This is a genomic window from Microbacterium terrae (assembly GCF_017831975.1).
Lineage (GTDB): Bacteria > Actinomycetota > Actinomycetes > Actinomycetales > Microbacteriaceae > Microbacterium > Microbacterium terrae.
In genome coordinates, this window is record NZ_JAFDSS010000001.1 from 1,860,856 (window position 1) to 1,881,716 (window position 20,861).

Here is a 20,861-nt window from a genome sequence, read left to right on the forward strand (position 1 = left end):
AGAACGGAGCATCCGTTGCGATCGGTCGGGCATTGTTGTTGATGTCCCCACGACGACCCCACACGAACGGACACGCACATGACCAACCCGGCCTCGCGCTCCACCGACCTCGCGGTCGCCTCGGTCGACCCCGGCTTCGCCTCGGACTTCGAGGCCGTGCTCGAAGACGGCGTCTCCGGCCACCGCGCGACGATCGGCTGCGTGATCCCCGCCTACAACGAGGCCGAGTCCATCGCCGCGGTCATCGAGGGTCTGCTCAGCCAGACGCGGCTGCCCGATGTGATCCACGTCGTGGTGAACAACACCTCCGACGCCACGGTGAAGATCGCGTCACAGTACGCCGGCCCGCACGAGGTCACGACCGAGATGGGCGAGCAGTTCACCGAGGTCTTCGTGCACGACATCGGCAAGAACCCCGACAAGAAGGTCGGCGCCCTCAACTACGGCTATTCGCTCGTCGAGGGCTACGACTACCTCCTCGGCGTCGACGGCGACACCATCGCCGACGAGCGTGCCGTGGAGTACCTCGAGTCCGAGGCCGTCTCCGACACCCGCATCGGCGGCATCTCGGCGATCTACTCGATCGACGACCGGCCGATCAAGGGACCGATCGCGAAGTTCCTCATCTCGGGGCAGCGCTCGCAGTTCGCGGCGTTCAACATGCACAACCTGCTGCGCGGACGCAACATGGCCGTGCTCGGCGGACAGTTCTCGATCTTCTCGACGCAGGCCCTGCGCGACGTCATGAAGCAGAACCACCAGTCGACCCCTTGGGTCAAGGACAGCGAGGTCGAGGACTCGCTGCTGTCGCTCCAGATCAAGAGCGCGGGCTACCTCACCAAGATCAGCCCCGTCGCGCGGGCCGACGTGGGCGGCATGACCACCCTGCGGTCGCTCGACGCGCAGCAGGTGAAGTGGACGTACGGCGCGATCGAGCTGATGTGGCCGGGCCAGCGAGGCGACACGAAGGGCCAGCCGTTCCACCCGAACCTCCGCGTGCGCTGGTTCGAGAACTTCGCGATGCTCGTCAACATCTTCGTCCGCGTCGCGTTCCTCACGCTGCTCGCGGGGTCGCTCTCGATCGGCGCGTTCGTCTTCTCTGCCTGGTGGCTGGTGCCCGTCGCGGTCGCGATGCTGCTGAACCTGCGCATGGCCCTCGCCCTCGACAAGCGCAATGCGCGTGACATCCTGTTCGCCCTCACCTTCCTCCCCGCTGAGGCCTACATGTGGGTGCGGATGAGCCACTTCCTGCGGTCGTGGACCCGATTCCTCTCGCGCAAGAAGGTCGACAACTGGGCCATGCAGGCCAAGGCGGAGCGCGGTGCGGGGCTCGGGCACTGGACGCCGCTCATCGTGGTGGTCGCGGTGGCGATCGCGGTCGCCGTCATCTGGTCGATGCTGGGCGCATCGGTGCAGTCGGCGATCCTGTGGGTGGGCTGGCCGATCGTCGGCGTGGTCACGGTGCTGCAGACCCTCGGCATGTTCTTCAAGCTCATCCGCCGTCAGCACGGCTACAAGGTCTGAACCGAACCGAATCGGTCACACGAGACGCGTCGGGTCCTGTACCCGGCGCGTCTCGCTTTCGTTTTCGCGTGGGCGTCTGCGGAACGCCTCGACGCGGCTCGCGTCAGACGGCGGACGTGAGCCGATAGCCGACGCCGCGCACGGTTTCGATGTAGCGCGGGTTCGCGGCGCTGTCGCCGAGCTTGCGGCGCAGATTCGTCATGTGCGCCTCGACGGCACGCTTGTCGGCATCGCCGACGAAGTAGCTGGTCACGTAGGACTCGCCGCGGAGCACGAGGGTGAGATCCGCCTTGCTCCGAACGCGCCGCTTCGATTCGAGCAGCGTGGCGAGCAGGTCGAACTCGGTGCGGGTGAGCTCCAGCTCGTCGCCGTCGATCAGCACGATGCGGTTCTCGAGGTGCAGTCGCAGGTCACGGTGGCCGAGCCACTCCGCTTCGCTGCCGTCGATGAGCTCCGCCTCGATCACCTCGTCGCGCGCAGGCTCCGCGGTCGCGGCCGGCTCAAGGCTCTGCGGAACCTGTGCGGTAACGGGACGGGCGCCGGGGAACGACGGGCCGACACTGCCCGCGCTCGGCGCGGGAGGCGCGATGGCGGCGGCGGCCGGCTCCGTCTGCGCGCGACGCAGCATGGCCTCGACGCGCGCGCGGAGCTCCCGCGGCCGGAACGGCTTCAGCAGGTAGTCGTCGGCACCGGCGCCGAGGCCGGCGATCACGTCCGCCTCGTCAGCCAGGCCGGTGAGCATGATGAGGTACGTCGAGGAGACCGCCCGGATGCGCCGCGCCGCCTCGATGCCGTCGATACCGGGCATGTGCACGTCGACGGTCGTGAGCATGGGCTGGTACGTCTGAACCGCCCGAACCCCGTCGATGCCGTTGCCGACCGACACGGTCGAGAACCCCGCCGCCTCCAGGACCTCCGCCAGAAGGTGCCGTGTCTCGGCGTCGTCCTCGATGATGACTGCGGTCTTCATTGCATCCGTGGAAGTGCTCACCAGGGCCTCATCCCTCCGGTCGTCTCGACGCCGCCGACGCCCACAGCTCATCGGCGGGCACGGAGGACTCAGCGGTCAGGTGTGTTCGATGCTACACAGCCCGACAGCTTCGGGACGGGATGCGGTGCTCGGGTGAGTCCCGGCGTTCTCAGTCCGCGTCGACCTCGCGCGTGAGCGATGTCGCGCCATCCGGCCACCATCGCCCGGCCGCCGGCCCGCCGTTGCAGAGGCCGTCACTCTCGCCGGGCGGCTTGATCCAGAGGTTGGTGTCGACGACGTCGTCGCCGATCGTGCCGCCCGGCTCCCCGATGAGCGCGCCAGGCGGATTGCACCACTCGCCGCCGGCGTCGGCGCCGTTGCGGCCGGTGTCGATCAGCGCGTGGCGCTCTCCTCCGAGTTCGGCGGCGAGGGTGTGCGCATAGGCGACCTCGTCGCCGGTGAGGTTGTAGTTCGAGACGTTGAGGGCGAATCCGCGCACACGGTCGAGATCGCCCACCTGTTCGATAAGGCCGGCCATCTCGGCGGCGGGATGCCAGTTCGAGTGCCCGCCGTCGAGATACAGCCAGGTCGAGGGCCCGACGAGCGCATCGACGGCCGTCGACAGCAGCGCTGCACGCTCCCCCACGTCGACGCACTCCGAGGCGAGGGCGAGGCTGTCGGGTTCGAGCACGACGATCGGGGCCACATCTGCGGCGGCCCGCAGCGCGTCGCCGATCTCCGCCGTCCACTCCTCGTAGCCGGCCGCGTCGAGGCCGCCTCCGGAGTGGTTTCCGCAGTCGCGGTCGGGAAGCCCGTACACCACGACCGCCAGGCGAGCGGACTGCGAGCGAGCCTCGGTCGCCAATTCGTCGATCCGCTGCGCGACCTGCCCGAGAGGATCGCTCTCCGGCACCAGCCACACCGCGGTCGGCTGCTCGGCGAGGTACTCGGCGGCGCGCAGGCCGTCTGCTCCCCCGCCCGCGGCCGCCGCCTCCGCGGCGCTCGAGGTGCCGGACGCAAGGACGCGGATGCCCGGCCCGGGCGCGGCGGCGGCGCGCGGCCAGACCAGCGCGATGATGATGATCACCGCGACCAGGGCCGCCACCACGCCGACGGCGGCGATGAGCCAGGCGCGCCGGCGTGAGCGCGGACGAACTGCGGACGTCGGAACGGATGTCATGCGGTGCACCGTGAGCCGTTCCCGGGCGCAAGTTCCTCGAGCCGCGCCAGGGCGATCTCGAGGTTCGCCCGCCCGGCGCTCTCGTACGAGAGGGCGAACTCGCCGTCGTAGCCGCGGATGGTCACCTCGGTGACGTAGAGCAGGGCCATGTACATGCGGCAGAGGTTCAGTCGTGCCTCGCCTGCCGGGCTTCCGAGGATCGCCGCGAGCTCGCCGCCGGCCGCGCCGTCGCCGGCCAGCAGGTCGGCGTCGGGCGGCTCGGTCGAGAGCGGCTCCGCTCCGACGAGATCGATGAGCGGATCTCCCCAGACGGTGCGCTCGGTGTCGATGATGCCGACGATGCGCATCTCGTCGGCGTCGACGAACACGTTCCCCGGCCACAGGTCGGTGTGGACGACGCTCGCGCGTTTCACGGTGGTGAGCGCGATCTGATGGTCGTGCAGGGCGCGCCGCACTCGATCGACGGGAAGCGCGACGCCCCAGGTCTCGGCATCCGTCAGCGCCGCCTCGACCATGAGCCCGAACGCCGCCGGCCAGGTCGGCGCGGCGAGTGCGGACGCGGCCGCCGGATACCCGAAGTGCGGGCCCTCGACCCGGTGCGCCGCCGCCATGGCTGCGCCGAGACCGCGGCGCAGCGCGGCCGCATCGGCGTCGGCGATGTCGAGCCCGTTCCAGACGACGCCGGGGAGGTGTGAGGTGACCAGCACGTCGGCGGGCACGAGAGTTCGCGTGAAATCGGCGAGCTGCACGGTCGGCACCGGCACCTCCGTGTCGGCGAGCATCTCGAACACCCGTGCCTCGGTGCCCAGGATGCCGTGTTCGTACCGGCTCAGCCGAGACGTGTCGGCCGACACCGCTTTCATCACCGAGCGCGTGCCGTCGGCGAAGGTGAGGCGCAGCGCGGTCGCGAAGAAGCCGCCGTCGATCGGCTCGGCGACGACGACCTCGCCGAGGGAGGAGACGAGATCGCGCACCTGATCGAGGGAGATGTCGACTCTGCCGGTCACGGGCTCATCGTAGTGACTCGGCGGGATGCGTCGGCGCCGCGCCCGCGGCGCCTCACCGGAAACGAACCCCGGACGACGGCTTCGAGACTTCGTCGAGCGCGCGACGCGCGGCGTCGAGGGCCACCGACCCGCCATACCCGCGGCGGGCCAGCTGCCCCGACAGTCGGCGCAGCGCAGCGTCGTGGTCGAGCGATGCCATCGAACGGGCCTTGGTGCGCGCGAACTCCAGCGCCCGCTCGGCGTCGTCGTCGGGCATCTGCTCCAGCGCCGCGTCGGCCACCTCGCGCGGCACGCCGCGCTTCGCCAGCGTCTGCCCGATCGCGCGACGCCCCTGGCCCTTGCGGTCGGCGCCCGTGTGGACGAGCTGCTCGGCGAGAGCTGCATCGTCGAGGTAGCCGTAGTCGAGCATGCGCGCGATGATCCGCTCGCTCGCCTCGGCGGAGACCTCGTGCCCGCGCAGCACGTCGTGCGACTCCCGAACCGAGAGCGATCGGGTGCGCAGGCGCTTCAGGAGCGCCTGCTCGGCTGCCTCCTCCGCAGCTTCGGGAGACAGCGGCTCCGGCTCGACACGGGAACGGCTCGCACGACTCTCACGCGCACCGCGCCCCTCACGCACCCCGCGGCCTGCGCCGGCGTCGGGGAGCCGGTCGTCACCGTCGCTGCCACCCTGCCCGGCACCGCCACTGCCTCCGAAGAGCGGGATCACCGGGGCGAGCCCGACGCCCTCGGCGCCCGGCTCGCCCTCGGTGAGCGACTCTCTGTCGACGAAGCGGACCATCACGCCGGGCGGCGCGCCGCCAGCTCGTCGGACGGGGCCTCTGCCGCGCCCTTCGGCACCCCGATGCCGAGCTTCGTCTTGATCTTCGACTCGATCTCGGCGGCGATGTCGGGGTTCTTGAGCAGGAAGTTGCGGGCGTTCTCCTTGCCCTGGCCGAGCTGCTCGCCGTCGTACGTGTACCAGGCGCCCGACTTCTTGACGATCGCGTGCTCGACGCCGAAGTCGATCAGGCTGCCCTCGCGCGAGATGCCGACGCCGTACAGGATGTCGAACTCGGCCTGCTTGAACGGCGGCGCCATCTTGTTCTTGACGACCTTGACGCGGGTGCGGTTTCCGACAGCGTCGGAGCCGTCCTTCAGAGTCTCGATGCGACGGATGTCGAGACGCACCGACGCGTAGAACTTCAGCGCCTTTCCACCGGCGGTGGTCTCGGGCGAGCCGAAGAACACGCCGATCTTCTCGCGCAGCTGGTTGATGAAGATCATCGTGGTGTTGGTCTGGTTGAGGCCACCGGTGAGCTTGCGCAGTGCCTGCGACATGAGGCGGGCCTGGAGACCGACGTGGGAGTCGCCCATCTCACCTTCGATCTCGGCCTTGGGCACGAGCGCGGCGACCGAGTCGATGACGACCAGGTCGATGGCACCGGAGCGCACCAGCATGTCGGCGATCTCGAGCGCCTGCTCACCGGTGTCGGGCTGCGACACCAGGAGCGAGTCGATGTCGACGCCGAGCTTCTGCGCGTAGTCGGGGTCGAGTGCGTGCTCGGCGTCGATGAAGGCGGCGATGCCGCCGGCGCGCTGCACGTTGGCGATCGCGTGGAGGGTCAGGGTCGTCTTACCCGACGACTCCGGCCCGTAGATCTCGATGATGCGGCCGCGCGGGAGTCCACCGATGCCGAGTGCGACGTCGAGTGCGATCGAGCCGGTGGGGACGACCTCGACCGGAGCGCGCTCGTCGCTGCCGAGGCGCATCACCGAGCCCTTTCCGAACTGGCGGTCGATCTGTGCGAGGGCCGATTCGAGGGCCTTCTCGCGGTCAGCGGGTGAGGGCATGGTGTTCTCCTGATGCTCGCGGTTCCGTCGCCTGTAGGCTGTCGCGCTCCGCCCCGGTGGGGCGGATGCTGCGACAAGGCGTGTGGTGTCGTTCGACGCTGCTCACGCTAGGGAGGGGCTCCGACATCGGCGGTGATCCCTTCCGCGCTGTGGACAGAAACGTCCTCGACACCTGCTGTGCAGGAGCCTACGCGGGTATCGAACGGATCTTCGACGCCACGCCGGTGCGAGACACGCGGCGAGCGACCGGATCCGAGCTCACGCAGCGCGCGTTGGGCGCCAGTCAGGAACGGGGCTCGAGCCGCCCGACGCCGAACCGTCGCTGCGCGGGGACGTCGGTCTCATCGCAGAGGGCGAGCCAGATCTCGCGGGGTGGCACGCCGTCGGAGAGGGCCCGTTCAGCGGTGCGACCGCCGACCGCGGGAAGAACCAGGTCGAACACGAGCGACGGGCCGCGCGCACCGAACTCATCTTCGACGGCGCGCAGGAACTCACTGCGTCGCATGGATCAGGAAGCGGCTGTTCTCACCGCAGCGACAGCTCGGCGTCGACGGCGGCGACGAGCTCGTCGGGGACGACATCGGGGAAGGTCTGCAGGCCCTCGAGGACCGAGAGACGATCTCCGACCTCGCGCATGATGGTGGAGATGGGAACATCGAGTGCTTCGGCGACCGAAGCGAGGATCTCGCTCGACGCCTCCTTCTGGCCTCGTTCGACCTCGCTCAGGTACCCGAGTGCGACGCTGGCGCGGCTGGCCACCTGACGGAGGGTGCGCCCCTTCTGCTGACGGAAATCACGAAGCACTTCGCCGATCTCTTGACGAACCAGGATCATGTCGGCCCCCTCCTCCACTTCTGATTCCCCTGCTGTCCGGGTGGACAACAGTACAGCACCGGATGATGCCAATCTAAACCCGTGTTCTGAGCAATGGGTGGGAATCGCGGAATGTAACCCAGAAGAAACACGATCTGTTCCCGGTCATCCGCGATCGCCCCGCGCTACCCGCCCGCGGGTCGGACGGCGCCCAGTCCGGCCTCGAGAGCCGCGTCCACAGCCGCGGTCCGGATCTGCGCGCGGGTGCCGGTCAGCGCCAGCTGTGTGACGGTGGCGCCCTCCGGCGTCGACACCGCGACGAACACGGTGCCGACGGGCTGCCCGTCCTGCGGGTCGGGTCCGGCCACCCCCGTGGTGGCGAGCCCCACGTCGGCTCCGGTCACCCGTCGTGCTCCGAGCGCCATCTGCCGGGCCACCTCGGAATCGACTGCGCCCACGCGGGCGAGCAGACCGGCATCGACGCCGAGCACCGACGCCTTGAGGTCGGTCGCGTACGCGACCACGCCGCCGCGGACGGTCGCCGACGCCCCCGGCACATCGACGAGCCGCGCGACGACCAGTCCCCCGGTCAACGACTCCGCCGTGCCGACGGTCCACCCGCGGCTGTGCAGCGCCGCGAGCAGGGCCGCGGCATCCGTCACTGCGCCGCCCGCTTCGCGCGGGCCGCACGCATCTCGGTGACGATGTAGTCGATGCCGCTCGCGATCGTGAGCACGACGGCGATCGTCATCGTCACGCCGTTGACCCAGAAGATCCAGTCGCCGACGAGCGTCCACAGCGGCAGCAGCGCGAGCGACAGCGCGACGCCCTGCGCGAGGGTCTTGAGCTTGCCCATCCATGCTGCGGCGAGTACGTGATCGCTCACGACCAGGAAGCGGTACACGGTGATGCCGATCTCGCGGATGAGGACGACGATCGTGATCCACCACGGAAGCTCGCCGAGGATCGACAGGCCGATGAAGGCGAACCCGGTCAGCACCTTGTCGGCGATCGGGTCGAGGAGCTTGCCGAGATCGGTGACGATCTCGTACCGGCGAGCGAGCCAGCCGTCGATCCCGTCCGTCGCGATCGCGACGATGAACAGCACCGCCGCCCACCAGCGCAGGGCTCCGTCGGCGCCGCCGTCGGCCAGCAGCATCCACAGGAAGACGGGGGCGCACAGGATGCGCACGATGGTGATCGCGTTGGGCAGCTGCCGCGGAATGGCCATGTCGTGAGCCTACCGAGCAGATGCCGTCAGTCGCGGCCGGTGAGGCCCCAGGCATCCTCGGAGTCGTCGTCGACCACGACTTCGGGAAGACCCTCGAACTGCGACGCGACGGCGTCGGGACCGTACTGATCGGATGCCGCCGCAGCGGGCGCCGTGGGCGCCGGAGCCGGGACGTCCTCACCGCGGAGCCGGGCCAGCACCTCGGGGAGCTGCTCCGCCGTGACGAGCACGTCACGCGCCTTCGACCCCTCGGACGGGCCGACGATCTCGCGGGACTCCAGCAGATCCATGAGGCGGCCGGCCTTGGCGAAGCCGACCCGCAGCTTGCGCTGCAGCATCGACGTCGACCCGAACTGCGTCGAGACGATCTGTTCGGCGGCGGCGAGCAGCAGCTCGAGGTCGTCTCCGATGTCGGCGTCGACCTCCTTCTTCTCGGCCACGGCGGCGACGTCGTTGCGGTACTCGGGGCGGGCCTGCGCGGTGACGTGCTTGACGACCGTCTCGATCTCCTGCTCGCTCACCCACGCACCTTGGACGCGCAGCGCCTTGGAGGCGCCCATCGGGAGGAACAGACCGTCGCCCTGGCCGATCAGGCGGTCGGCGCCGGGCTGGTCGAGGATGACGCGCGAGTCGGTGACGCTGGTCACGGCGAAGGCGAGGCGCGACGGGACGTTCGCCTTGATCAGGCCGGTGACGACGTCGACCGAGGGCCGCTGCGTGGCGAGCACGAGGTGGATGCCGCTCGCGCGAGCGAGCTGGGTGATGCGCACGATCGAGTCCTCGACGTCGCGCGGTGCGACCATCATGAGGTCGGCGAGCTCATCGACCACCACGAGCAGGTACGGGTACGGCTTGAGCACGCGCTCGCTGCCCGGCGGCACCTGCACCTCGCCCGCCACCACGGCCTTGTTGAAGTCGTCGATGTGGCGGAAGCCGAACGACGCGAGGTCGTCGTACCGCATGTCCATCTCCTTCACGACCCACTGCAGCGCCTCGGCGGCCTTCTTGGGGTTCGTGATGATGGGCGTGATGAGGTGCGGCACACCGGCGTACGAGGTGAGCTCGACCCGCTTCGGGTCGATGAGCACCATGCGCACGTCCGCGGGCTTCGCCCGCATGAGCAGGCTCGTGATCATCGAGTTGACGAAGCTGGACTTTCCCGAGCCGGTGGAGCCGGCGACGAGGAGGTGCGGCATCTTCGCGAGGTTCGCGACGACGTAGCCGCCGCCGACGTCCTTGCCGACGCCGATGGTCATCGGATGGGTCGACTGCTGCGCCGTCTGGGAGCGCAGCACGTCGCCGAGTGTGACGATCTCGCGGTCGGCGTTGGGGATCTCGACGCCGATGGCGCTCTTGCCGGGGATGGGGGCGAGGATGCGCACCTCGTTCGAGGCGACGGCGTAGGCGATGTTGTTCGTCAGCGCTGTGATGCGCTCCACCTTGACGCCCGGTCCGAGCGAGATCTCGTACTGCGTGACTGTCGGACCGCGGGAGAAGCCGGTGACGCGCGCGTCGACGGAGAACTGGTCGAGGACGCTCGTGATCGCCTTGACGACGTCGTCGTTCGCCTGCGAGCGCGCGACGTGCGGCGTGCCTGCGGCGAGTGCGTTCACCCCGGGGAGGCGGTAGGGCGCGGACGGGGTGTGCGTCGTGTCGGTGCCGATGCCGTCGAGACCGGGGAGAAGCCCGTCGTCGACCTGCTCGACCGCGCCGGTGTCGTCGCGCAGCGAGGTGCCGGCCGCCCCTGCGGCCTTGCGCGCCCCGGCGAGCACGGCCGGGTCGATGACCTCGGTGAGCGCATCGGGAGCCGGGGCCGCGGGCTCCGGCGGAGCGACAGCCTGCGCGAACGCCCCCTGCGATGTTCCGGCCGTGAGCAGCTCGGTGAGGTCCTGCGAGCCGAGTTCGCCCTCGGGGTCCTTCTCGCGGCCCGTCTTGTTCCGCCGCCACCACGGCAGGGCGGGGTCGCCGTCGTCGTCCCCCGTCGTGGCCGCGGCATCCTTCTCGGGCTTGCTCTCGAGGGCCTCGGCGCCGAACATCCAGGCGTAGAGCTCACCCAGGCGGCGCCCGATGCGGTTCGGGGGCGTCTTGGTGACGATGAGGATGCTGAGCACCGCCAGCAGCGACAGGGCGATGTACGCGCCGATGTCGCTGAGCACGAAGGCGAGGGGCTCCCCGAGCATCCAGCCGAACAGGCCGCCGGCCGTGCTGAGTGCCGGGAGCCCTTCGCTCGGCTGCGGTCGTCCGCCGGCGACATGGCAGAAGCCCGCGACCGTGAGGATGAGGAGGCCGAAGCCGATGCCGACACGGCCGTTGTCGTGCACCGATGCCGGATGGCGGAACATCCAGCCCGCGAGCACGAGCAGGAGCACCGGCAGCACGAACGCCTCGCGGCCGAGGAGCCCGCCGACCGTGTAGGCGCTGATGTTCGCGGCGACGTCGCTGCCGATGAAGAACCATTCGTTGACGGCGCCCGCGATCGCGATCAGGACCAGCAGGAACGGGAACCCGTCGCGGCGCTGCTCCTTCTCGAGGTTCTCGGGGCCGAACGCGCGGAACAGCGCGCCGGTGGCATGCGCGAGACCCAGCCACGCCCGCACGATGACGGGTGGGCGGTCGACCTCGTCGACGTACTTCTTGGGCGCAGGCGCCGGCTTGCGCGCGCGGGAGGGCGTCGCGCTGGGCGTCGTGTTCGACGACGCGCGGGAACCCTTGGTCGGGGTGGTGCTCCTGGCCATTGCTCCACGGTACGGCGAACCGCCGACTTTCCGCGGAACCACGCGGTGCTTCGCGTCAGTGCAGGCGCTTGACCATCGTGTCGCGCCCGATGCCGCTCTGCGTGACGGCGAACCCCTCGGAGCGGTAGAGCGTCGCTGCGAAGTTGTCGCGCTCGACACTGAGGCTGATGCGCGCGAAGCCCTGCGACCGCGCGTGCTCGCACAATCGCTGCAGGAGCGCCCGCCCCACCCCGTGGGCCCGCCAGATCGGCCGGACGCCGATCGTCAGCTCGGGCACGCCCGTGCCGACGTAGCCGAAGCCGGGATCGCTGCGCGGCAGCATCCGGTACCACGCGGCCCCGACCGGCGCCCCGTTCGCGTCGACCGCGACGAATCCGGCATCGCTCGGCCGCATCCACCCGGTGACGTAGCGGCTGTGGTGCGAGTCCGTCACCACCTGGTGCTTCGGCTGCGCCCCGCCGGCACGCCAGTTCACCGCCTCGACGACCATGTCGCCGAGGAAGGCGCCGTCAGCCTGTGTCGCAGGACGGATGCTGTACGGCGCGGGCATGGCGCGATCCTATCGCCGGGTTCGACGGTGTTCGTGACGGGGCTGTTACACCTTCGCGCCCGCTACGGCTCGGTACTCCGCCGGCGGGTGATTTCGGCTACGCCCCGATACTCCGCCGACGGGTGATCTCGGCTACGCCCCGATACTCCGCCGACGGGTGATCTCGGCTACGCCCCGATACTCCGCCGACGGGTGATCTCGGCTACGCCCCGATACTCCGCCGACGGGTGATCTCGGCTACGCCTCGATCACGAGCGGCACGATCATCGGACGGCGGCGCAGCGACTGGTTCACCCAGCGGCCGATCGTTCGGCGGACGATCTGCGACAGCGCGTGCGAGTCGCGGACGCCCGACTTCGCCGCCTCCGCGAGGGCTGCGGCGATCTTGGGCTTGACGCTCTCGAACACCGCATCGTCCTCGGCGAAGCCGCGTGCGTGGATCTCGGGTCCAGAGATGACCTTGCCGGTCGAGGCATCCACCACGACGATCACCGAGATGAAGCCCTCTTCGCCGAGGATGCGTCGATCCTTCAGATCGGCGTCGGTGATCTCGCCCACGGTCGACCCGTCGACGTAGACGAAGCCGAGGTCGAGCTGGCCGACCACACGCGCGTCCCCATCCTTGAGGTCGATGACCGTGCCGTTCTCGCCGAGGATGGTGCGCTCGGGGGCGATCCCGGTGTCCTGCGCGAGCTTCGCGTTGGCCATGAGGTGGCGGTATTCGCCGTGGATCGGCAGCACGTTCTTGGGCTTGAGGATGTTGTAGCAGTACAGCAGCTCACCCGCGGCGGCGTGGCCCGAGACGTGCACCTTCGCGTTGCCCTTGTGCACGACGTGGGCTCCGAGCTTGGTCAGCCCGTCGATCACGCGGTACACCGCGTTCTCGTTGCCCGGGATGAGGCTCGACGCGAGGATGACCGTGTCGCCCGGACCCGGCTCGATCGCGTGGTCGAGGTTGGCCATGCGGCTGAGCACCGCCATCGGCTCGCCCTGCGACCCGGTCGACATGTAGACGATCTTGTCGTCGGGCAGATCGCGCGCCTTGCGGTAGTCGATCAGCACGCCGTCGGGCACGTTCAGGTAGCCGAGGTCTTCGGCGATGGTCATGTTGCGCACCATGCTGCGGCCGAGGAGCGCCACGCGGCGACCATGGGCGGCTGCGGCGTCGAGCACCTGCTGCACGCGGTGCACGTGGCTCGAGAAGCTCGCCACGATGACCCGTCGCGGCGACTTGCCGATCACCTGGTCGAGCACGGGGCCGATCTCGCGCTCGAGCGGCGTGAAGCCGGGCACGTCGGCGTTGGTCGAGTCGACCATGAACAGGTCGACCCCCTCCTCCCCCAGCCGCGCGAACGCGCGCAGGTCGGTGAGCCGGCCGTCGAGCGGCAGCTGGTCCATCTTGAAGTCGCCGGTGGCGAGCACCGTGCCCGCGGGCGTGCGGATCGAGACGGCGAGGGCGTCGGGGATCGAGTGGTTGACCGCGATGAACTCGAGGTCGAACGGGCCGAGCCGCTCGTGCTGCCCCTCGGCCACGGTGAGGCTGAAGGGGCGGATGCGGTGCTCCTTGAGCTTCGCCTCGGTGAGGGCGAGCGTGAGCCCCGACCCGACGATCGGGATGTCCTGCTTCAGCTTGAGGAGGTACGGCACCGCGCCGATGTGGTCCTCGTGACCGTGGGTGAGCACGACGCCGACGATATCGTCGAGGCGTCCCTTGATCGGCTCGAAGTCGGGCAGGATCAGGTCGACGCCGGGCTGGTGCTCCTCGGGGAACAGCACGCCGCAGTCGACGACGAGGAGCTTGCCCTCGTACTCGAAGACGGTCATGTTGCGACCGACCTCGCCGAGGCCGCCGAGCGGGAGGACGCGGAGCGTGCCCGGCTCGAGAGCGGGCGGGTCGAACGGTGTGGTGGGCATGGAGACTCCTCCGGATGCCGCTCACGCGGCAGTAGTTCGATCAGCGGTGCGCGCGCGGGAGCAGCACCGTTCTGTTCATCTCGTGGTGCCCGACACCTTCGGCAACGCACCCCCGGCGGCGGCGTTGCGGTCGGGGCGGAAGTTGGAGAAGTCTGCGCCGGGGACGCCCTTGACGAGAGCCAGCTCGTCTTCGATCATCGCGGCCTCCCATTCTTCGGGGCCGACCAGCGGCAGACGGACACGGGGGCTCGTGATGCGGCCGAGCCCGTGCAGGATGTACTTGGCCGAGACGGTGCCCGGAACGTGCGTCATCACGGCGCGCACGAGCGGCTCGAGCTGCTTGTGCGCGGCGGTGGCCGCGGCGAGGTCGCCACGGTTCACGGCATCCACGATCACGCGGTACGGGGCGGCGGCGATGTTCGCCGTGACGCCGATGAGGCCGGTGGCGCCGATCGACAGGTGCGGGAGCACGTTCGCGTCGTCGCCGGAGAAGTACATCAGACCGGTCTGGTTGAGCACGCGGCTCACCTCGCTAAAGTCGCCCTTGGCGTCTTTGATGGCGAGGATGTTCGGGTGCTTGGCCAGGCGCAGGATCGTCTCGTACTTGATCGGCACGCCGGTGCGACCTGGGATGTCGTAGAGGATCACCGGCAGGTCGGTGGCGTCGGCGACGAGGCGGAAGTGGGTGAGGATGCCCGCCTGGGTGGGCTTGTTGTAGTACGGCGTGACGATCATGATGGCGTCGGCGCCGGCCTTCTCGCTGGCCTTGTAGAGCTCGATCGCGTGGGCGGTCTCGTTCGAGCCGCCGCCGGTGATGATCTTGGCGCGGCCCGCGGCGACGTCCTTTCCGACCTCGACGAGGCGGATCTTCTCGGCGTCGGTGAGGGTCGAGGTCTCACCGGTGGTGCCGGTGACCACGATGCCGTCGGCACCGGCGGTGATGACGTCGTCGATGTGCTTCTCGACGGCGGGCCAGTCGACCTCGCCGTCGGCCGTCATCGGGGTGACGAGCGCGACGAGAACCTGTCCGAAGGGGTTGCTCGCATGCGTCATGGCTTCAGGCTATCGGTTGGCCGGGCGCCGCGACGACCGGTTCGGCGGCGATCAGCGGCCGCGGGCGGCGGCGCGCGCCACGAGCGCGGGCGGCGCCAGACGGGCGAGGGCGACGAGCACCCGGTACTTCAGCGACGGCACCGACACGGCCTTGCGTCGCGCCACGTCGCGCAGCGACTGCGACACCACCGTGCGGGCGTCGAGCCACATCCACGCCGGCACGCCCTCCTGCCCCGGCGGCAGACCCGCCCGCTCGTGGAAGTTGGTGTGGGTGAACCCGGGGCAGACGGCGGTCACCGTGACGCCGCGCGAGGCGTAGACGCCGTTCGCCCACTGGCTGAAGCTGATGAGCCACCCCTTGCACGCCCCGTACGTGGAGCGCGGGGTGAACCCGGCGACGGATGCCACGTTGATCACGCGACCGTGCCCGCGGGCGAGCATCGGCCCGAGGGCGGCGTGGGTCAGACGCATCGGCACTTCGACGTGCAGGTCGAGGTGGGCGACCTCGTCGTCGATGTCGTTGCGCTCGAACGCCAGCGGAAGCCCGAACCCGGCATTGTTCACCAGGATGTCGACGGGATGCTCGCGGTTCGCGAGACGCTCCTCGACCTGCGCGCGCTTGCGGGGCTTCAGCAGGTCGGCGACGAGCACCTCGACCGCGACGCCGTAGCGGCGGCGCAGCGTGCGGGCGTGCTCCTCGAGCGCGTCGCGGTCGCGTGCGACGAGCACGAGGTCGGCGCCGCGCAGGGCGAGCTGACGGGCGTACTCGGCGCCGAGCCCGGAGCTCGCGCCGGTGATCAATGCGATGGCCACGACGCACACGCTACCGGCTCGGGAGAACTCGGCGCGCGCCTCAGGCTCCGCGTTCCGCCGTGACCATGCGGAAGCGGATGCCGGTGCGCGAGGTGTGCCATCCTTCGGGCGGATCCACGGCGACCGCGTGCCATCCTGCGCGGTCGGGAGCCAGGGTGTCGCCCGCGACGTCCAGGTCGAGCTCGGTGATCTCGAGCCGGTCGGCGAAGGTGATCGCCTCGCGGTAGAGCGAGCCGCCGCCGATGACCCACACCCGATCCGGATCATCCGCGCCCGCCAGAGCCAGGGCGTCTTCGAGCGACGCGGCGCGCTCGGCCCCGGCATCCGTCCACGCGCTGTTGCGGGTGACCACGATGTTCCGGCGCCCCGGAAGCGGACGGAACCGCGCGGGGAACGACTCCCACGTGCGCCGCCCCATGACGACCGGCGCTCCGAGCGTCTTCGCCTTGAAGTGCGCGAGGTCTTCGGGCACATGCCAGGGCATGCCGCCGTCGGCGCCGATCACCCCACCGCGGGCCTCGGCCCAGATGAGGCCGACGGGAGCGGTCATACCGCGACCGCTCCGCGGATGGCGGGGTGGTGCCGGTAGTCCTCGACGACGAAGTCCTCGAAGGTGTAATCGAAGATCGACGCGGGCGTGCGCGCGAGGCGCAGCGTCGGGTACGGGTACGGCTCGCGGGTCAGCTGCTCGCGCACCTGCTCGACGTGGTTGTCGTAGATGTGGCAGTCGCCGCCGGTCCACACGAAGTCGCCGGGCTCGAGACCGGTCTGCTGGGCGATCATCAGCGTGAGCAGGGCGTACGAGGCCACGTTGAAGGGCACTCCGAGGAAGAGGTCGGCGCTGCGCTGGTAGAGCTGGCACGACAGCCTGCCGTCGGCGACGTAGAACTGGAACATCGCGTGGCAGGGAGCGAGCGCCATGTCGGGGATGTCGGCCGGGTTCCACGCCGAGACGATCAGCCGCCGAGAGTCGGGGTTCGCGCGGATCTGCTCGATCACCTGGGAGATCTGGTCGATCTGACCGCCCGACGGGGTGGGCCACGACCGCCACTGCACGCCGTACACCGGGCCGAGCTCGCCCGAGGCGTCGGCCCACTCGTCCCAGATCGTGACGCCGTGCTCCTGCAGCCAGCCGACGTTCGACTCACCGCGCAGGAACCAGAGCAGCTCGTACGCGATCGACTTGAAGTGCACGCGCTTGGTGGTGATGAGCGGGAACCCCTGCGACAGGTCGAACCGGATCTGCCTGCCGAACGCCGAGGTCGTGCCGGTGCCGGTGCGGTCGTCCTTGTGCACGCCGTGCTCGAGCACATCGCGCAGCAGGTCCTCGTAGGGGGTCGGGATCGTCGTCGTCACGGCCGCCACGATACCCGCGTGTGGATCGACCAGGGCGATCACGCGCTGGCGCGCGCCCGACGGTGCGCACCCCGCAGCCCTCACCCGTCACATTGCGTCATCCGGCCTTCACCCAGGTGGGAGCGGTTACAGTGGTCGGTTGTGAACATCGTCGGAGCCCTCCTCGCCATCGCGGCACTTCTCGCGGTGACGATCGGCGTCGGCGTCTTCCTGCAGATGCGCCAGTCGCGGCCGCAGCGCCACATCCCCCACGAGGTCGTCGAACCGCACCGCCTCGGCGCTGAGAAGCTCGGCGAAGTGGCCACCCTGCTGCAGTTCTCGACCGAGCTCTGCGCCCGCTGCCCCGGCGTGCACCGCACGCTCTCGTCGATCGCCGACGCGCACGAGGGGGTCCGCCACCTCGACATCGACCTCACGCACCGGCCCGACATCGCCAAGCACTTCCGCGTGCTGCAGACCCCGACCACCCTCGTGCTCGACCGCGACGGCGCGATCCAGACCCGCTTCGGCGGCGCCCCGGGCCGCGACGTGCTCGAGCTCGAGCTGAACCGACTCGCCGCGGAGAGCACGAGTGTCTGAGGCACCGTCAGTCCGCGGCGGGATCGACCCGCGCGGACCGCGCTTCGTCGCCGGGATCACCGCCGTGCTGCTCCTGGTCGACGTCTTCCTCGGGCTGACCGGCCTGTCGACCAGCCGGGCGTTCGGGTGGTTCGCCTACCAGCCCCTCGCCGAGGCGACGCTCACCGCAGGCGGCGGCTGGGCGATCACCGCGGCCACCGTCGGCGAGCGCATCCTCGACCCGGCGTTCCTGCTGCTCCTCGTCATCGCACTGCTCTTCCTGTGGGGAGTGCTGTCGCCGCGCACCGCACCGTGGGGCGCGCTCTACCGGTCGTTGATCGCGCCGCGGCTCTCGCCGCCCGTCGACCTCGAAGACCCCCGTCCTCCGCGGTTCGCGCAGGGCGTCGGCCTGTTCGTGACGACACTCGGCCTCGTGCTCCACCTGTTCGGGGTGCCGTGGGCGCTCGTCGTCGCAGCCGCTCTCGCGTTCGTCGCGGCATTCCTCAACGCGGTGTTCGGGCTGTGCCTCGGGTGCCAGCTGTACCTCCTGCTCCAGCGCGCCGGCATCGTCGGCCGCGAGCGCCCCGCCGCGGCCTGACCGGCGCCGAGCCGGTACGCACCCATCGCGCCGCGCGCGCGGTCGCGGATAGGCTGACCGGGATGCGCCCGGCACGCGGGCGTGCCGACAGGGAGGCCGACATGACCGTCACCAGCGAAGCAAGCACCGCCTGGAAGGGCGGTCTCACCGACGGCTCCGGTGAGGTCACGTTCGTCTCTTCGGGCACCGGCACCTTCGCGGTGAACTGGAAGGCCCGCAGCGAGGGCTCGACGTCGGTGACGACGCCGGAGGAGCTCATCGCCGCCGCGCACTCCTCGTGCTTCAGCATGGCGCTCTCGAACGCCCTGGCCGAGAACGGCACCCCACCCGAGTCGATCGACACGACCGCCTCGGTGACGTTCAAGCCCGGCACCGGCATCACCGGCAGCCATCTGAACGTCAACGCCGTCGTGCCGGGGCTCTCGCCCGAGGACTTCGAGCGCATCGCTCAGGCGGCCAAGAGCGGATGCCCGGTCTCTCAGGCCCTCGCGGGCATCGAGATCACCCTCGAGGCGACGCTTGCCTGAACTCCCCGAGCCCGGCCGCGTCGTCGTCGCCGGATCGTCGGGCCTCATCGGCACCGCGCTGGTGGAGAGCCTGCGCGCTGACGGGATCACCGTCTCGCGGCTCGTGCGCCGCGCGCCCGCCGCCCCCGATGAGATCGAATGGAGCCCGGGCGACCGGCCGCTCGATCCGGCCGTGCTCGACGGCGCTCGCGCGGTCGTGTGCCTGAGCGGCGCGAGCATCGGCCGACTCCCCTGGACGAAGGCCTACCGGCGCACGCTGCTGTGGTCGCGCGTCGCGCCGACCCGCACGATCGCGGGCGCAGTCGCGGCGCTGGGGGACGCCGCGCCGGCGTTCGTCTCGGCCTCCGCCGTCGGGTTCTACGGCTCCGCCCCCGGCGAACGACTGACGGAGGCGTCGCCGCGCGGCGAGACCTTCCTCGCCGACGTGTGCGGCGAGTGGGAGTCCGCGGCACTCGGCGCCGGCGACCGCGCGCGGGTGACCCTGCTGCGCACCGCTCCGATCGTGCACCCCGAGGGCGTGCTCAAGCCCCTGATGCTGCTCACGCGGCTGGGCCTCGGCGGCCCGATCGGCCGGGGCACCCAGGTATGGCCGTGGATCTCGCTCGCCGACGAGGTGCGCGGCATCCGTCATGTGATCGACGGCTCCGTCACCGGGCCCGTCAACCTCACCGGGCCGCAGCGCGCCACCGCGAACGACCTCGGCTTCGCCCTGGCGGTGCGGATGAACCGGCCGTTCCTGGTCCCGGCTCCGGAGTGGGCGCTGCGCGTCGCGCTCAGCGCCGACGCCACGCAGTCGCTGCTGACCTCCGACGCCCATGTCGTGCCCGAGGTTCTCGAGCGGACCGGGTTCGTGTTCGAGCATCCCACCGTCGAAGACGCGGTCTCCGCGGCCGTCGACGCACCCGCGTGACCGGCCGCGTCGCCGTCAGCGACGGTCGGCGCGCTCGAGCCTGATGGCCGTGCGCACGGCTTCGCGCGCTCGCCGGCGATCTCCGGAGGCGTCGTAGGCGAGGCCCAGGCGGTACCAGGCCGCCCAGTCGTCGGGGTGCGCCTCGACATCCGCTCGATAGGCCGGGAACAGCGCATCCGCGTCCTCGCGCACCGGCTGTCCGCTGGGTCGCACCGCCACGTCGTCGGTCGGGAGGGCGCCCTCCGCCTCGAGGCGCGCGCCGAGCTGCTGAGCGCGCACGCCGAACCACAGCTCGCGCCCGAGCGCCCACGCGGCGATGAGCGGGAGCACCACCAACGCGGCTCCGAACGCGATCGCGACCGGGTCGGGCGTCGTCAGCAGCAGCCAGGCGCGCTGCCCCACGAGCACGATGTACACCGCGAGCATCACCGCCATCACGGCGACGCCGATGCGGGCGCTCATGCTCCGGTGGCGCGCGCGACCTGGCCGGGCACGCCGCCCTCGTCGACGGGGCGCGTCTCGCGCGGACCGCGCGGACGGATGCCGATGTCGACGAGGCTGTCGAGCCCGACTGTCACACCACGGCCGTCGCGCGCGGCGACGAGGGCGAGACGGATGCCGGGGGCGTAGGCCGCCGCGGGCTCGACGGTGTCGTGGGTGATGGTGAGCGACTCCCCCGGCCCCGAGAGGATGGTCTCCTGACGCGCGACGACGCCCGGCCGGCGGAGCGAGTGGATGGGCACGCTCGCGACCTGCTGGCCGCGCGCGCGCTGGTCGACATGGGGCGACTCGACCGGACCGACGTCGGACCGGGCGGCCGCGATGAGCTCGGCGGTGCGCACCGCCGTCCCGCTCGGCGAGTCGATCTTGGTCTCGCGGTGGGCCTCGACGATCTCGACCGAGCCGAAGAACGGCGCCGCCGCGGCCGCGAGGGCCGAGCCGAGCACCGAGCCGAGCGAGAAGTTCGGCACGAACAGCGCGCCGGTGCCGGCGGCGTCGACGAGCGGTCGCACGAGCGCGATGCGCTCCGCCGACCATCCCGACGTGCCGACGAGCACGTTCACGCCCCGCTCGACTGCGGCGCGCACGACGTCGATCGACACGGCGGGCACGGATGCGTCGACGACGAGGTCTGCGCCGTCGAGCTCCGACATCCCCGAGCGGGAGGTGAGCACCGCCACGACCTCGAATCCGGGTTCGTCGTCGATCACCTGGTGGATGATCCCCCCGAGCTTGCCGGTGCCGCCCACGAGGGCCACGCGCGTCGTCATGCCTCAATCCTAGGCGCGGGC

The 20,861-nt window shown here is 70.6% G+C and carries 23 protein-coding genes; 5 read left to right on the forward strand and 18 right to left on the reverse strand.

What is annotated here, in order from left to right:
- Positions 1 to 78 precede the first annotated feature (78 nt).
- Positions 79 to 1,524: a glycosyltransferase family 2 protein gene (locus tag JOD63_RS08650; protein ID WP_045276142.1), complete on the forward strand. Its 1,446-nt coding sequence runs from the start codon at positions 79 to 81 to the stop codon at positions 1,522 to 1,524.
- A 103-nt stretch (positions 1,525 to 1,627) separates the two neighbouring features.
- Here the strand turns inward: JOD63_RS08650 and JOD63_RS08655 are convergent, their stop codons facing one another.
- The 16 genes from JOD63_RS08655 to JOD63_RS08730 form a co-directional block, all read right to left on the reverse strand.
- A complete protein-coding gene (locus JOD63_RS08655; RefSeq protein ID WP_045276141.1) occupies positions 1,628 to 2,494 on the reverse strand; it encodes a response regulator transcription factor in 867 nt (288 codons plus the stop codon).
- Between the two features lie 169 nt (positions 2,495 to 2,663).
- Positions 2,664 to 3,674: a glycoside hydrolase family 6 protein gene (locus JOD63_RS08660; protein WP_045276140.1), complete on the reverse strand. Its 1,011-nt coding sequence runs from the start codon at positions 3,672 to 3,674 to the stop codon at positions 2,664 to 2,666.
- The gene (locus JOD63_RS08665) at positions 3,671 to 4,681 is read right to left on the reverse strand and encodes a phosphotransferase family protein (protein ID WP_052682529.1); all 1,011 of its coding nucleotides are present in this window, start codon (positions 4,679 to 4,681) and stop codon (positions 3,671 to 3,673) included. The genes JOD63_RS08660 and JOD63_RS08665 overlap by 4 nt, the downstream gene beginning before the upstream one ends.
- Before the next feature lie 52 nt (positions 4,682 to 4,733).
- Entirely contained in the window at positions 4,734 to 5,459 is a 726-nt protein-coding gene (locus JOD63_RS08670; RefSeq protein WP_045276139.1) for a regulatory protein RecX, read from the reverse strand.
- Complete coding sequence (gene recA, locus JOD63_RS08675) at positions 5,459 to 6,511, reverse strand: recombinase RecA (RefSeq protein ID WP_045276138.1); 1,053 nt, start codon at positions 6,509 to 6,511, stop codon at positions 5,459 to 5,461. The genes JOD63_RS08670 and recA overlap by 1 nt, the downstream gene beginning before the upstream one ends.
- 283 nt (positions 6,512 to 6,794) lie before the next feature.
- Positions 6,795 to 7,016, reverse strand: a complete 222-nt coding sequence (locus tag JOD63_RS08680; protein WP_045276137.1) for a DUF3046 domain-containing protein — start codon at positions 7,014 to 7,016, stop codon at positions 6,795 to 6,797.
- A gap of 20 nt (positions 7,017 to 7,036) precedes the next feature.
- The gene (locus JOD63_RS08685; RefSeq protein WP_045276136.1) at positions 7,037 to 7,345 is read right to left on the reverse strand and encodes a helix-turn-helix domain-containing protein; all 309 of its coding nucleotides are present in this window, start codon (positions 7,343 to 7,345) and stop codon (positions 7,037 to 7,039) included.
- A gap of 164 nt (positions 7,346 to 7,509) precedes the next feature.
- On the reverse strand, positions 7,510 to 7,986 hold the full coding sequence (locus tag JOD63_RS08690; protein WP_045276135.1) for a CinA family protein: 477 nt from the start codon (positions 7,984 to 7,986) through the stop codon (positions 7,510 to 7,512).
- Positions 7,983 to 8,555 (reverse strand): CDP-diacylglycerol--glycerol-3-phosphate 3-phosphatidyltransferase, encoded by a 573-nt coding sequence (gene pgsA, locus JOD63_RS08695; RefSeq protein WP_045276134.1) that lies wholly within the window; start codon positions 8,553 to 8,555, stop codon positions 7,983 to 7,985. Before pgsA ends, JOD63_RS08690 begins: the two co-directional genes overlap by 4 nt.
- 26 nt (positions 8,556 to 8,581) lie before the next feature.
- Positions 8,582 to 11,290 (reverse strand): FtsK/SpoIIIE family DNA translocase, encoded by a 2,709-nt coding sequence (locus tag JOD63_RS08700; RefSeq protein WP_045276133.1) that lies wholly within the window; start codon positions 11,288 to 11,290, stop codon positions 8,582 to 8,584.
- A 55-nt stretch (positions 11,291 to 11,345) separates the two neighbouring features.
- On the reverse strand, positions 11,346 to 11,840 hold the full coding sequence (locus tag JOD63_RS08705) for a GNAT family N-acetyltransferase (protein ID WP_045276132.1): 495 nt from the start codon (positions 11,838 to 11,840) through the stop codon (positions 11,346 to 11,348).
- Positions 11,841 to 12,077: 237 nt separating this feature from the next.
- The gene (locus JOD63_RS08710; protein WP_045276131.1) at positions 12,078 to 13,754 is read right to left on the reverse strand and encodes a ribonuclease J; all 1,677 of its coding nucleotides are present in this window, start codon (positions 13,752 to 13,754) and stop codon (positions 12,078 to 12,080) included.
- Between the two features lie 75 nt (positions 13,755 to 13,829).
- Positions 13,830 to 14,807, reverse strand: a complete 978-nt coding sequence (gene dapA, locus JOD63_RS08715; protein WP_045276130.1) for a 4-hydroxy-tetrahydrodipicolinate synthase — start codon at positions 14,805 to 14,807, stop codon at positions 13,830 to 13,832.
- A 51-nt stretch (positions 14,808 to 14,858) separates the two neighbouring features.
- Complete coding sequence (locus JOD63_RS08720; RefSeq protein ID WP_045276129.1) at positions 14,859 to 15,620, reverse strand: SDR family NAD(P)-dependent oxidoreductase; 762 nt, start codon at positions 15,618 to 15,620, stop codon at positions 14,859 to 14,861.
- Between the two features lie 40 nt (positions 15,621 to 15,660).
- Positions 15,661 to 16,170 carry a dihydrofolate reductase gene (locus tag JOD63_RS08725; protein ID WP_045276128.1) on the reverse strand — a complete coding sequence of 170 codons (510 nt, stop codon included), beginning with the start codon at positions 16,168 to 16,170 and terminating at the stop codon, positions 15,661 to 15,663.
- Complete coding sequence (locus JOD63_RS08730) at positions 16,167 to 16,976, reverse strand: thymidylate synthase (protein ID WP_045276189.1); 810 nt, start codon at positions 16,974 to 16,976, stop codon at positions 16,167 to 16,169. Before JOD63_RS08730 ends, JOD63_RS08725 begins: the two co-directional genes overlap by 4 nt.
- Before the next feature lie 141 nt (positions 16,977 to 17,117).
- Between JOD63_RS08730 and JOD63_RS08735 the strand changes: the two genes are divergently transcribed.
- From JOD63_RS08735 to JOD63_RS08750, 4 genes are all read left to right on the forward strand, one after another.
- Entirely contained in the window at positions 17,118 to 17,555 is a 438-nt protein-coding gene (locus JOD63_RS08735) for a TlpA family protein disulfide reductase (RefSeq protein ID WP_045276127.1), read from the forward strand.
- On the forward strand, positions 17,548 to 18,132 hold the full coding sequence (locus JOD63_RS08740; protein WP_045276126.1) for a DUF4395 domain-containing protein: 585 nt from the start codon (positions 17,548 to 17,550) through the stop codon (positions 18,130 to 18,132). Before JOD63_RS08735 ends, JOD63_RS08740 begins: the two co-directional genes overlap by 8 nt.
- Before the next feature lie 101 nt (positions 18,133 to 18,233).
- The gene (locus JOD63_RS08745) at positions 18,234 to 18,659 is read left to right on the forward strand and encodes an OsmC family peroxiredoxin (protein WP_045276188.1); all 426 of its coding nucleotides are present in this window, start codon (positions 18,234 to 18,236) and stop codon (positions 18,657 to 18,659) included.
- Complete coding sequence (locus tag JOD63_RS08750) at positions 18,652 to 19,569, forward strand: TIGR01777 family oxidoreductase (protein ID WP_045276125.1); 918 nt, start codon at positions 18,652 to 18,654, stop codon at positions 19,567 to 19,569. Before JOD63_RS08745 ends, JOD63_RS08750 begins: the two co-directional genes overlap by 8 nt.
- Positions 19,570 to 19,584: 15 nt before the next feature.
- Here JOD63_RS08750 and JOD63_RS08755 read toward each other — a convergent pair whose 3' ends face one another.
- The gene (locus JOD63_RS08755; protein WP_045276124.1) at positions 19,585 to 20,031 is read right to left on the reverse strand and encodes a tetratricopeptide repeat protein; all 447 of its coding nucleotides are present in this window, start codon (positions 20,029 to 20,031) and stop codon (positions 19,585 to 19,587) included.
- Positions 20,028 to 20,840, reverse strand: a complete 813-nt coding sequence (dapB, locus tag JOD63_RS08760; RefSeq protein WP_045276123.1) for a 4-hydroxy-tetrahydrodipicolinate reductase — start codon at positions 20,838 to 20,840, stop codon at positions 20,028 to 20,030. Before dapB ends, JOD63_RS08755 begins: the two co-directional genes overlap by 4 nt.
- Positions 20,841 to 20,861 lie beyond the last annotated feature (21 nt).

Bases quoted from the DNA above. Each gene is read 5' to 3' on its own strand.
- JOD63_RS08660 (WP_045276140.1), bottom strand. From the start codon at position 3,674: ATGACATCCGTTCCGACGTCCGCAGTTCGTCCGCGCTCACGCCGGCGC.
- JOD63_RS08745 (WP_045276188.1), top strand. From the start codon at position 18,234: ATGACCGTCACCAGCGAAGCAAGCACCGCCTGGAAGGGCGGTCTCACC.
- dapA (WP_045276130.1), bottom strand. From the start codon at position 14,807: ATGACGCATGCGAGCAACCCCTTCGGACAGGTTCTCGTCGCGCTCGTC.
- JOD63_RS08685 (WP_045276136.1), bottom strand. From the start codon at position 7,345: ATGATCCTGGTTCGTCAAGAGATCGGCGAAGTGCTTCGTGATTTCCGT.
- JOD63_RS08680 (WP_045276137.1), bottom strand. From the start codon at position 7,016: ATGCGACGCAGTGAGTTCCTGCGCGCCGTCGAAGATGAGTTCGGTGCG.
- JOD63_RS08700 (WP_045276133.1), bottom strand. From the start codon at position 11,290: ATGGCCAGGAGCACCACCCCGACCAAGGGTTCCCGCGCGTCGTCGAAC.
- JOD63_RS08725 (WP_045276128.1), bottom strand. From the start codon at position 16,170: ATGACCGCTCCCGTCGGCCTCATCTGGGCCGAGGCCCGCGGTGGGGTG.
- JOD63_RS08755 (WP_045276124.1), bottom strand. From the start codon at position 20,031: ATGAGCGCCCGCATCGGCGTCGCCGTGATGGCGGTGATGCTCGCGGTG.
- JOD63_RS08670 (WP_045276139.1), bottom strand. From the start codon at position 5,459: ATGGTCCGCTTCGTCGACAGAGAGTCGCTCACCGAGGGCGAGCCGGGC.
- pgsA (WP_045276134.1), bottom strand. From the start codon at position 8,555: ATGGCCATTCCGCGGCAGCTGCCCAACGCGATCACCATCGTGCGCATC.
- JOD63_RS08650 (WP_045276142.1), top strand. From the start codon at position 79: ATGACCAACCCGGCCTCGCGCTCCACCGACCTCGCGGTCGCCTCGGTC.
- dapB (WP_045276123.1), bottom strand. From the start codon at position 20,840: ATGACGACGCGCGTGGCCCTCGTGGGCGGCACCGGCAAGCTCGGGGGG.
- recA (WP_045276138.1), bottom strand. From the start codon at position 6,511: ATGCCCTCACCCGCTGACCGCGAGAAGGCCCTCGAATCGGCCCTCGCA.
- JOD63_RS08705 (WP_045276132.1), bottom strand. From the start codon at position 11,840: ATGCCCGCGCCGTACAGCATCCGTCCTGCGACACAGGCTGACGGCGCC.
- JOD63_RS08710 (WP_045276131.1), bottom strand. From the start codon at position 13,754: ATGCCCACCACACCGTTCGACCCGCCCGCTCTCGAGCCGGGCACGCTC.
- JOD63_RS08655 (WP_045276141.1), bottom strand. From the start codon at position 2,494: ATGAAGACCGCAGTCATCATCGAGGACGACGCCGAGACACGGCACCTT.